The 10,362-nt window shown below is 46.5% G+C and carries 11 protein-coding genes; 4 read left to right on the top strand and 7 right to left on the bottom strand.

Translation table 11 applies throughout. The features are described 5' to 3' along the window. The first annotated feature begins 255 nt into the window (after positions 1–255). Positions 256–639 carry a hypothetical protein gene (locus ACQ4M4_RS26190; protein ID WP_430687428.1) on the top strand — a complete coding sequence of 128 codons (384 nt, stop codon included), beginning with the start codon at positions 256–258 and terminating at the stop codon, positions 637–639. A 379-nt stretch (positions 640–1,018) separates the two neighbouring features. On the opposite strand, the gene ACQ4M4_RS26195 is transcribed toward ACQ4M4_RS26190, so the two are convergent. From ACQ4M4_RS26195 to ACQ4M4_RS26225, 7 genes are read right to left on the bottom strand one after another with little or no spacing between them, the layout of a single operon-like run. Further along, a complete protein-coding gene (locus tag ACQ4M4_RS26195; RefSeq protein WP_430687429.1) occupies positions 1,019–1,561 on the bottom strand; it encodes an AAA family ATPase in 543 nt (180 codons plus the stop codon). 3 nt (positions 1,562–1,564) lie between these two features. After that, entirely contained in the window at positions 1,565–2,074 is a 510-nt protein-coding gene (locus tag ACQ4M4_RS26200; protein ID WP_430687430.1) for an ASCH domain-containing protein, read from the bottom strand. Beyond that, positions 2,061–3,362 (bottom strand): hypothetical protein, encoded by a 1,302-nt coding sequence (locus tag ACQ4M4_RS26205; protein ID WP_430687431.1) that lies wholly within the window; start codon positions 3,360–3,362, stop codon positions 2,061–2,063. Before ACQ4M4_RS26205 ends, ACQ4M4_RS26200 begins: the two co-directional genes overlap by 14 nt. Further along, entirely contained in the window at positions 3,359–4,369 is a 1,011-nt protein-coding gene (locus ACQ4M4_RS26210; RefSeq protein ID WP_430687432.1) for a hypothetical protein, read from the bottom strand. Before ACQ4M4_RS26210 ends, ACQ4M4_RS26205 begins: the two co-directional genes overlap by 4 nt. Before the next feature lie 8 nt (positions 4,370–4,377). Next, positions 4,378–5,022 carry a DUF4186 family protein gene (locus ACQ4M4_RS26215; RefSeq protein ID WP_430687433.1) on the bottom strand — a complete coding sequence of 215 codons (645 nt, stop codon included), beginning with the start codon at positions 5,020–5,022 and terminating at the stop codon, positions 4,378–4,380. A 21-nt stretch (positions 5,023–5,043) separates the two neighbouring features. After that, positions 5,044–6,507: a helix-turn-helix domain-containing protein gene (locus ACQ4M4_RS26220; protein WP_430687434.1), complete on the bottom strand. Its 1,464-nt coding sequence runs from the start codon at positions 6,505–6,507 to the stop codon at positions 5,044–5,046. Then, positions 6,504–7,103 (bottom strand): DUF6932 family protein, encoded by a 600-nt coding sequence (locus ACQ4M4_RS26225; RefSeq protein WP_430687435.1) that lies wholly within the window; start codon positions 7,101–7,103, stop codon positions 6,504–6,506. Before ACQ4M4_RS26225 ends, ACQ4M4_RS26220 begins: the two co-directional genes overlap by 4 nt. Before the next feature lie 17 nt (positions 7,104–7,120). Here ACQ4M4_RS26225 and ACQ4M4_RS26230 point away from each other — a divergent pair, with 17 nt between their 5' ends. From ACQ4M4_RS26230 to ACQ4M4_RS26240, 3 genes are all read left to right on the top strand, one after another. Further along, the gene (locus ACQ4M4_RS26230; RefSeq protein ID WP_430687436.1) at positions 7,121–7,942 is read left to right on the top strand and encodes a PD-(D/E)XK nuclease family protein; all 822 of its coding nucleotides are present in this window, start codon (positions 7,121–7,123) and stop codon (positions 7,940–7,942) included. Next, the gene (locus ACQ4M4_RS26235; protein ID WP_430687437.1) at positions 7,939–10,149 is read left to right on the top strand and encodes a Piwi domain-containing protein; all 2,211 of its coding nucleotides are present in this window, start codon (positions 7,939–7,941) and stop codon (positions 10,147–10,149) included. Before ACQ4M4_RS26230 ends, ACQ4M4_RS26235 begins: the two co-directional genes overlap by 4 nt. Before the next feature lie 91 nt (positions 10,150–10,240). Then, the gene (locus ACQ4M4_RS26240) at positions 10,241–10,360 is read left to right on the top strand and encodes a transposase (protein ID WP_430687456.1); all 120 of its coding nucleotides are present in this window, start codon (positions 10,241–10,243) and stop codon (positions 10,358–10,360) included. Positions 10,361–10,362: the final 2 nt, after the last annotated feature.

Below are 10,362 nucleotides of genomic sequence, written 5' to 3' on the forward strand. Positions count from 1 at the left end.
TTTGACGAAAGTCTTGAAGGTGTTTGAACATCATAGGGTCAATGTCATTAAAGTACTTCATTGACCTTACGGCAGTCAGTGGCTCTCATTGACTGCCTTCTTTTACAGAATTAGTCCAAACTCGAGGTTTCAAATGATCTTGAAAATATTTTCTCAGCGTCAGAGCAAGGGTCAATTCCTGATGTGAAAGTCAAAGGGGCTAAAGAGGACAGCCTTTCCCCAGCTAGTTCTGGGAACATTTCAAACACTAAGGATGTGGAATTCCCAGAACTAATGGATGCGGTGACTCAGGCTGTAGGACAACCACTGTCTACCACGTTAAAGAGAGCGATCGCGCAGTACCCAGAGCGAGTTGAAGGGGCAATTCAGTATTTCAAACAGCAGCAGCAACGGCGCAAGATTGGGAACCCAATTGGCTATCTCTACACTGCAATCATGGAAGGATGGCAGGTATCTGTGGCTTCTGAGAAGTTAGCCGTTCCCCAAGGGTTTCGGCAGTGGTTTGATTGGGCAAAGGCGCAAGGGGTGGCGATCGCGGCCATGATGATGGACGGAGTGCATCATACGCTTCATACGGAGCATGGTTGGATGCTAACCAAACGAGCAATGCAAGATTATCCGGTTTTAGCAAAGACGTAAATCGCTTGTTAAAAGGCTTTCTTCCTCTTCTGACGCATTATTAATGACAATTCCTACCAAATGATTTCCCAAAAAATGGAAAGCCATAGGTGCACTCGCATCCTTCTATATCTTTAACAATTCGCCTCATTTGCCTGCTACCCAAATGATTTCTCCCGCAAGTGAAGAGCCTCTTAATTGGCTATTCTGTAGGGTTATCCTGAAGTTTTTATGGAACTACTTCCTCTAACAAGCGAAGAGCACTGGTCAATCATTCGCGGCTTTGAATCTTCAATATTTTTATCCAATTGTGTCTTTCAGAGAGTAAAGGGCTTTTATTCCACAGATCTGCACTATTTCCTTTTACTAGGCTGTTAAGCGGCAATATGAGAAATTTGAATTAATCAATGTGTTTGAGCCAGCTACCAAGCTGCTCTACACTTTCCTCAAGTGAATATCCACTATCGATTATCAAATCAGCCACATTTGCTAGCGCTGATTTTACCTGCTGTTCAGTAGAATCTTGCTCCCACTGTTGATATTTCTCTAAATTAACCGTTCCCCTTTCAAGCAATCGATTTGTTCGAACAGCCTCATCAACAGTGACAAAAACTAGCAATAGCTGCATTGGCGCAACAATCTGTTTCAAAGTAGCAAGCACCTCCATGTGGCGTATGCCATCAACAATAAGGGGTTGTCCGAGTTGCCAGGCTGCTTGGATTAGAACTGCACGACAGAAACATTTTGTATCTCTTTGGAGCAAATCTGTTCCGAGTGCCTGTAAAACCTCTCGCGATTCTACAATTCCTCGACTTTGAGCAATCGACCGAACATAATCACCAAAACTGACGCGCTTCCACTGGAGTGCCTCGGCAACTTCTTGAGAGAGAGTAGACTTTCCACTGGCAATGCTCCCAGAAAAAGCAATTATGGCTGGCTTCATAGGCTATAGCTCAAGTTTTAGCTGCTGATCGCTAGATTGCAAAATGACCCATCCCCGACGATCGCGTTTAACAAATGGAATTGGCTCAATCACTTTAACGGATTGAATTCTCATGAGGGTTGCATAGCAGGCAGCCTGCCGCTGCTGCCAAAACTCCGGATCCTGAGCGCACAAAGCTTGGGTAAAGTCGCGTTGAATGGTTTCCCAGGATTCTGGATCAAGTTGGTAGAACCAGCAATGGGTTACCTGGCAAATTCCAACAATAGGGCCACAAGATTGCTTTAGGAGGAGCACATCCCCTTGCTCAACCTGGTTGTACGGCGCAAATCGGCGAGTGGCAAATCGAGATTCTATCGTTTTTTTGCCCTCTAAAATGAACTGGAGATACGGCTCTACAAAAACTCCTAGATGTAATGCGAATGGGAAAGAAACCTGCTCAGACAGAGGGGAGAGATAATTTTCCCAAAATAAATCTCCCTTCACAGCTGACTTCAGCTCATTAACTAGCGGCAAGAGTGAGGTTCGTATCGTTCCAGTAGTCATTAAAGAGTAAGTTCTCCTTTTGTTCCAGGCTGATCAGAGACAGAATTTGATTGGTTACTTCAGCAATCAGGACTCCTTCGTTTGGATCCAGCAATCGCTTCAAAAATGCTTCTACTACAGCATGAGGTTGATCTCCGGTTGAAATTGCCTGCAAAACATGCCAAAGTATATCGCGCCCTTGGCACATAAAGACCCGGTTTCCAGATGTCCAGACGTCAGCTAACTGTCGTCGAGCATCCCGACGACTCACAGAGGTGAGTACATTACCTGGCAGGATTGGTACTAACTTTGGATTTTCAAATTCTGAACTAGTCCAAGGGCGAACTCGAATCCGCACACCGAGCAAACTAACTTCAGACCAAGTAGCCTGTTGCTGGGCCACGTCAGGACGGGGAACCTGGGCGCTGCTTACTCGTTGAAAAATTGCTAAATCCCCTCGCCTCCAGTCATGTTCGATTGCAGGAAGCCCTGCAACTCTAAAAGCATTGCGCTCGAACACCGGGGTTAGATAAGAGAGTGACAAGTCCTCTCGATGAACGAGCTTAAGCCCAAGCCGCTTTGCCCATGCCAATGCTTCTTTCCACTCCCGATTAATTCCAGGTCTAGTACCAACGGGTGGGAGACTTACAAAAATATGCCCACCTAATTGACAGATTTGGCAAGCAGCCCATAAAAATGATTGAATGTGCTCGAAATACCAGGGCGGATCCATAACGACTGCAGCCCCTGATAATTTTGGGACATCACCATTCAAGAGGTCAGACCGCACAACTTGAGATCGGGAGGTCAGTGAGGTTAGATGATTCGTCATGGTTGTGTTTACCTCAAGCAAAATCATCCGTCGTTGCCAGGACAGTGCAAGACCACCTCGAAATAAGCTAGGAGCTCCAAGTAGTACTATAGTATCATTTGAGTTCGTCAATGTCTCACAAGATTTCAACAAGTGATCCACCGATCCATCAGTAAAACGCCAGTCAAAGTCAAGTGGATGTGGCAGGGGCAATCCAATCTGGTAGTGAGAATAGGGAATCCTTGTTGAGGTTTGACTTGCTGAAATGTTCAATTTTTCCCAAATATCTTGAGGCATGGCTGAATTAGAACTTAGTCTTCGCAACGTGTGAGCGACGATGATTGGATCAACACTGGGTAATGCCTTAACCAACTGATTGAACGTGCTTACTCCAGATGTGATCGCATGCAAAATCCATCGTTCAACAGACTGTTCAAACGCTTGTGACTCGATTTCAGTAATTGTCATAGAAGTTGCTTTATGTGTAAGGAAATATCTGTGATTGCTGGTGATCGCTCAATACTGAGGTATCGATTTTCCAATTCTGTTTTCCAAGCTTCAATCGCAAGGTATTGGTTCCCCAATGCAGCTTGAGTACCATCATTGAGCCGCCCTTTAACCGGGGTAAACGTTTGAATTTCTAGCGGAACTGTTCGGAGCGGAAGATTATGATCTATTGCCTGAAGCCGATCGACAAAACGAGCCATATCTGCAACAATTTCTGAAGCTGTTGGTGTTGTGAATGTTGCATAAGCGTAGATGTCAATTCCTAACTCCAGCAATCGCTTCATTAATTGAAACTGCCGATCAAAGAGATCAGGTTCAGCACAAGTATTAAATGCAAAAGACTCAGAATTAAATCCTTTAAAGCAGCAAACACGACCATACTTTGGATAAGTCGCGATAAGTTCAAGATCTGCGTCTGATAAAAACTGCCAGAAGTAGTCGTTGCTCAAGTTGTCGTCAGACCAAAGATAAACTTGGTGCTCTAAACCTCGCTCTTTCAGTTCCGCCATCATCCAAGGTACCCACTCTGGAACCAAGTCAGGTTGTCCTCCTGTTAAATCAATCATTGAAGGAGGGTCAGGTTGATCTAAATAAAGATCAATCAATTGAGATGGACTCATCCACTCGGAATATTTACGATTGGCAGACAGCAGCTCAAATGGAACGAAGCAGTACCAACAGCGCCAATTACAAGCTGCACTTTGGAAAACTTGCGCTCGAATCATGTTGGTTGCTTGTAGACCCAGTGCTCTACAAGCTGGATCGATCGGTAATGGGTTAGAGGGCCAGTCATTGTTGCTCGATCGCCTGAAGTGTCGAATACGCCCAAATCCCTTACAATTAGGAGGCTCTGTTAGATCATTTTCTTGTTGTGTATTGTGGAAATTTGTAATCAGCAACCGCTTATTGTGCAAATCCACAGATGCTTCTCGATAACGCGCAGATAGAGCCTCAGTGTTAATCAACATTACAACTTTCACTCCGTCTGTTTTTGACCTTTGGTATTTGATCTGCCAGCCCGACGAATGGGAGAGATTTTCTCTCCTGTTTCAGTTAATAGCGGAAATCGCTCACTGATGAATCTCATCCCCAATTTGGACAAATATAATATTTCGTGTTCTGTCAGCGATCGATCTCGAGGAATGCCATACCAATACTCCATACACTTGCGGCAACAAGAAGCAGTGGCGTGCTGAGCGAAATGAACTGCGTTGACTTTTGGCGAATCCTCTACAGGAGTCTGGCGATTATCGAAACCGTTGGCAGGTGAACCAACAGATTTGCGAATCCGCTTCTCCACTGCCGCCTCCATTCCCCTCACTCCCTTACGTCGCGCATAATTCTCGGCTCTTTGAGGAATCTTGTTTGTCCAGTAATGTTGGCGAATGAGTTCATTCTTCAAGGCAGCGATCGTGTAGTCAATGTCTCCAGGATCAAGCTTGTGTAATCGCTCCCAATCAAAAGGAGCTGCTTCATCACATGATCGACACTGACCCACTGTATTTGCTGCCTTTTGTTTAGGTGTGGGTCTATATGCGTGTTGCCCGTTTTTGCAGTCTGAGCTAGTGCATTTCAGTTTGAGTGGTTTTAACTCCTCCTCAACATCCCAATCATCCGACATTGCGTTTAACCTCCATAACTTCTAAAATTCCTGCTGAGGCAAGTTATCCGACAAAGCTCTTATTAAGAGTGTTTGATCCACATCATTCAAAACTTCAAAATTGATCTTCTCCAGAAGTACGTCACGAGCAATCTGCCACGGCTCAATATCTTCGGTTTGTAGATTGGTTGCAGCACCCCACCAATTTTCACCTTGGAGTGATAGCCGATAAGCCATGTGATCTGCTAAAGCCCCAACTAAAACCTTCTCCCTCGTAGCAACTTTAAAGACAATATTCTTGAGGCGCTCAATACTACCTTTTGCTTCGTTGGTACACATCTCAACCAGTTCCTTTTGACGACCGTTGAGTAGAATGTGTTCGCCAAATCTTGTAGCCGTCTTTTCTTCAGGTGAGTCTTGCCGTTCCTGTGCAATATCCCCTTCTTCAACCACAGTTCGCTCAGGTCGCTCTGGTTCTTGAGCAGCATGCCAAAGTTCATGGAGAAGATCGAGCAGCCAGCGAGCAGAGGATCTAGTGCGCTGCTTCAGAACAATTACGTTTCGTCCGTTGACGCGCCAGAATGCGCCATGAAATGCTCCAGCATCCCTCAGTGGAAGAACGGGTATACCCAAACTCCAGACATACCGTAAAGCATTTGAAAACGTTAGTTCACCATATGTTGAGCAGATGGCTTCACGAACTTGTTTTGGATCGGTTGGGATCGGCTTCGCTGGTAAATCTACTGTGGCTTCTAGTACAAGCAATGCTAGGAAATGAGCATAAACTGTGTACGCACTTAATCGTTTCTGATTTGCTTTTGCATTAACTTTGAAGTGAACAGCTCCAAGGGGAGTTAAATCAAGCTGAAGCGGTCTAGAGCTGAATAGATCAGCCAATGACCACCCAAATACTCGCTTCAAAGCAGTTGCGGCACGGAGTACCAGGGCATTAGTAGAGACTTCATCTTCATCATGTGAAGTCTCAGCACTCAAGTTGGGAAAGAAACGGTTGAGAATAAGGTCGCGATCAATTCCAGCCTGACTCAATCGGCTCAACAAATCAGCAGGTGAAACTCTGGGCAACAAGACTTCTTCGCGTACTTGAACGCCGATCGCACGACTGACTTCTAGCAACCGTGCGAAGCTGGCAGAAGCGTACTCTGTATCCTCATAACGTTGGACTTGCTGTTCCTTTATTCCCAATCGCTCAGCCAGATCCTTTTGAGTCAGTCCAGCAGCAATCCGAGCTTTAATCAGGGCGCATGGTAAGGCTTCAAGCGAATCTAATTCCAGGACTGCTTGTTGTCCTTCCTTCAATGCCTCATACTCTTCGACTTGGACGCGCAGTTCCGTAAGCTGAAACTCCAGTGCCTCCCTTTCAGCTTTCCGCAGGATGGGATGGACAGACTGATCCTGCTGAGATGAAGCCGACAATTGAGTGAGGGCATTTGAAAACTTCTCGATTTGAGCTTTAGTAATGCGGTATTGCCGCTCATTCTTAATCATGACCATATCTCCCACAGGTTTAGGGCAACAATGCCTTTGGAGTTTCCCGTTGCCTTATCGATTTGAAAAAAATCTAGAAATATTTTTCCGCTCACTCCTTCAGTGGTTTGTGCCGGAAAAAATTCACCAAGATACTTCACCTTCTGAGCAACTCGACTGTTGTTACGTAACAGCGGATCGAGTTGATCGGGATTGACTCCCGTAATATCCCAGCAAATATCAAAGTCATTGGGATGTTCCTTGGCCGTCACGAAACTGCCATCGACGTAGACAACTTGGCAGCCAGCCCCTCGCAGCCCTAACAGAGCCACTTTCATTCCTGAAAGTAGGTTCTGTCGGTGTGGAGTGTGCCCAAAACGACGAGCAAACTCCTGCCACGAAGCTGCGGTGTGGATTCCGGGCGGTAATAATCCATCTTTGTTAAAGGGTGGAATCATAAAATCATCATAACACAACGAAAAAGTTGTCTTGCCGTTTTCCTGTGCTATAGTGCTAACACAACGATTTTGTTTTGTCAAACGTGCGCCCTTAAATACTGCGAATTTAGAGTTTGAAGTCAGGGCTGGCATTGAGGCGCAACGCTTATTAGCAGCCATATGAGGAGATTAGTGAGATGGGAAAAAGCTGGCTACCGTTTGCAAGCTACAATCTTTGGTCACTTTTTGCTTCGGCAGTCGGGCAGGAGCATTGGCACTGTGACATGAAGCGGGGGCATGCCAAGGTTCGGAAGCGAGAACCGGATGTTGCGGCAATCTTGGCACAAGACACCGTTCCGCAAACTATTGGTCTCTTAGCCCAGCAGGGGGTTTATGAATTTCACTTGAACTCTCAACGACTTAAGGATACGGATGGAGCCGCACAGGTTGCCGAGATTCTTAAACTCGATCAGCAAGCTGATGAAGTGCAGGAACGACTGCACCAAATTTTGTCTCAGTATTATGAGAACCCTATTCTTCTCAAAAAGCGAATTTTTAGCCTGAGCCGAGGTGATGAGAGTTTCCCAGAACCCATCAAGCTCTATTACGGAAGCATAACCTTCAACCTCTTCGCTGCGATCGATTGCATCCTGCTTGAACCAGATGGTACGCTACACATTCTGGATTTGAAGACGGGACATTCTGATTTTGATGAACGGCAAGCATTTGTTTATCTGCTAGCGGCAAGCTACCTGTTCCCTCGCCAACGAGCGATCGCCTCGTTCTATAACCTTGAACTCTGCAAGTGGTCAGAACCAATCACGGCAACCACGAGCCAACTGAATGCCGTTCGGATAGAGCTAGCGCGGTTAGCCCAACGACATGAGCTGGAGAAGAAACAGTACCGCAAGAACCCTGCGGAGTTTGATCGCATTTTTCCGCCCAACCCCGGCTTTCGCTGCCAATATTGCCAGTTCAACTCAGTTTGTCAATTTGCTGTCCAGGAGGTCTCTGCATGACTGCTATTACCGCTGCTCCCTCACAAGAATTGGTCTTCCTCAGTGAAGTGTTTCCGCTGTCAATCGCTCAGCCTAAACTTGTCAGCTTTGCAGTAGCTCCTGAGATTGATCAAGAAACTGGCAATCGCTTGAGTTTCCATCTCTCGCGAAAACTAGAACAAGCTTTAGTTGTTTGGTACGAGTATCGGCTGTGGGTACTAACTCCAATACAACGACCACCATTGAATCTATCTCAGTGCCAGACAGCCCTCTCAGCCCTCCAGCAAGATATTCCAGATTTATGTGATCAACCTCTCCGACTTCAACAAGACAGCGCTGCGATCGCCTCATCATCTGTTCTGTCCAAACTCGCGTTTCAGATTCTACGAATCAGGCAGCCCTTCAGACCAATCTCTGTCACATCGATCGCAGGATTAGCGGTGAATCGCAAAATTAAGTTTTGGGCAGAAACGATCGAACTTCAAAGAGAAGAACGCGCAGCATTGTCATTAGCAGTTCAGACTGAGATTGCATACTCAGGGAGCTTGGCGGATTTCTATGCCAACAATGCGGCTCAAGGAAATCCAGAAGGTTTGCTAGTGGGCTTGCCCGTTCAGGATTTTGACATGGGTGGTAGTGGCAGTATTGTTCGGCTTGTCGGTGTCGTCAGGGAGCATCGCGATCGCCTACTCAGACTTACAGCAGGTTACTCAACACGGCACATCATCGAGACTGCTCCTGACGATGAGTTGGTGGTTGCAATCCAGTTTGGTAAAGGAAAAAAAAAGTTTCACTATCCACTTTCCGCTCTTCGTCCTTCGATTACGGCTGAAACGGCAGGACGGTTCGGATTTGATTACGGACAGTTTTTACGATTCACAAAAATTCCTCATGCAGAGCGGCAACGGTTGCTGACCACCTTCAAAACGCAGGCAATAGATGTGCTGATGCCTTACGGTTTTGAAATTGGACGGAGCTTGAACAGCTTGGAACATCCTGATCTCTTCTGGCAACCAGCGACTCCTATAGACCAAACCCCTTTGCTGTTCGGCAAGGGAGTTACGGGTGTTCAAGGGCGTATCTTACAGGGACTATCAAGTGGTGGAGTTTATCATCGTCATCCCAATTTTCAACCTGGCGTGATTCGGATTGCTGCGCTGAAGTTATGTGATGGTAGTGTGAACGGTTTCCTGGAAGCAGCTCAACAGCGACTAAAACGCTATGGGTTTGAAAGTGAAATCATTGATCGCAAAGCTCTATCGATTAGCGGTCTCAGTGCTGCCGAGGCAAGAGCTGCTTTGGAGAGAACCGTCAATAAGTTAATCACAGTTCCAGTTGATATCGTGTTGACCTTTCTGCCACAGAGCGATCGCGAAACCGATGAGGAAGACGGTGGTAGCTTCTATGATTTAGTCTACTCGCTACTTCTGCGTCGAAATATTGCCAGTCAGGTGATTTACGATGACACGTTAACCGAAGTTGAGCATGGACAAATTCTGAACCAGATCATTCCGGGAATCTTAGCAAAGCTAGGAAATTTACCTTTCGTTCTAGCAGAGCCGTTAGAGATTGCCGATCACTTCATCGGATTAGACATCTCGCGATCGCCCAAAACCAAACTTGCTGGGACCTTGAATGCCTGTGCTAGTGTGCGACTCTATGGCAAGCAGGGCGAATTTATTCGTTATGTCTTGGAGGATGCTCTACTGGAGGGAGAAGAGATCCCACAACGACTACTAGAACGCCTATTACCAGCAACGCTGGAAGGCAAAACGGTTTTAATTTATCGTGATGGACGCTTCTGCGGTCAAGAGATTCCACATCTGTTAGAGCGAGCACAGGCTATCGGATCAAAGTTTATTTTGGTGGAATGCCGAAAATCTGGCATCCCAAGGCTATACAACTTGAGCCAAAAAACTTTGGTTGCACCATCGCAGGGCTTAGCATTGCGGTTATCCTCGCGTGAAGCAGTGCTGATTACAACCCAAGTATCTGAACGAGTAGGGTTAGCCAGACCCCTCCGATTGACAGTGCATAAAGCAGGAGAACCCGCCCCAATTGAGCAAATTGTCGATACAACGCTGAAACTCACGTTGCTCCACCATGGGGCTTTGAGGGCACCTCGCTTACCTATGCCAATTTATGGAGCAGATCGGGTGGCTGGATTGCGGCTTCAAGGGATCTATCCAAGCAACTTGTTAGAGGGCGGTCGGCAATTTTGGTTATAGAGGACTTCCGCAATGGCGGTAACGGAACGATTTAGGCACGCTTCCACAAATCGACGCTGATTCGCGAGTTGATTGAGCGAGCGGGTGCACCCTGTTGTCTTTGCCGCCTTATTCTCCAGACTTGAACCAGCTTGAGAAGTTTTGGGCACGGCTCAAGCATCACCTGCGCAAGACAGTGCATCAGTTTACAGAACCTGTGGGATGCAGTTGACA

The sequence above is a fragment of the Leptolyngbya sp. AN02str genome (assembly GCF_050565595.1).
Classification (GTDB): Bacteria; Cyanobacteriota; Cyanobacteriia; order Elainellales; family Elainellaceae; genus Kaiparowitsia.

Bases quoted from the DNA above. Each gene is read 5' to 3' on its own strand.
- ACQ4M4_RS26205 (WP_430687431.1), bottom strand. From the start codon at position 3,362: ATGACAATTACTGAAATCGAGTCACAAGCGTTTGAACAGTCTGTTGAA.
- ACQ4M4_RS26230 (WP_430687436.1), top strand. From the start codon at position 7,121: ATGGGAAAAAGCTGGCTACCGTTTGCAAGCTACAATCTTTGGTCACTT.
- ACQ4M4_RS26220 (WP_430687434.1), bottom strand. From the start codon at position 6,507: ATGATTAAGAATGAGCGGCAATACCGCATTACTAAAGCTCAAATCGAG.
- ACQ4M4_RS26210 (WP_430687432.1), bottom strand. From the start codon at position 4,369: ATGTTGATTAACACTGAGGCTCTATCTGCGCGTTATCGAGAAGCATCT.
- ACQ4M4_RS26225 (WP_430687435.1), bottom strand. From the start codon at position 7,103: ATGGCTGCTAATAAGCGTTGCGCCTCAATGCCAGCCCTGACTTCAAAC.
- ACQ4M4_RS26195 (WP_430687429.1), bottom strand. From the start codon at position 1,561: ATGAAGCCAGCCATAATTGCTTTTTCTGGGAGCATTGCCAGTGGAAAG.
- ACQ4M4_RS26235 (WP_430687437.1), top strand. From the start codon at position 7,939: ATGACTGCTATTACCGCTGCTCCCTCACAAGAATTGGTCTTCCTCAGT.
- ACQ4M4_RS26215 (WP_430687433.1), bottom strand. From the start codon at position 5,022: ATGTCGGATGATTGGGATGTTGAGGAGGAGTTAAAACCACTCAAACTG.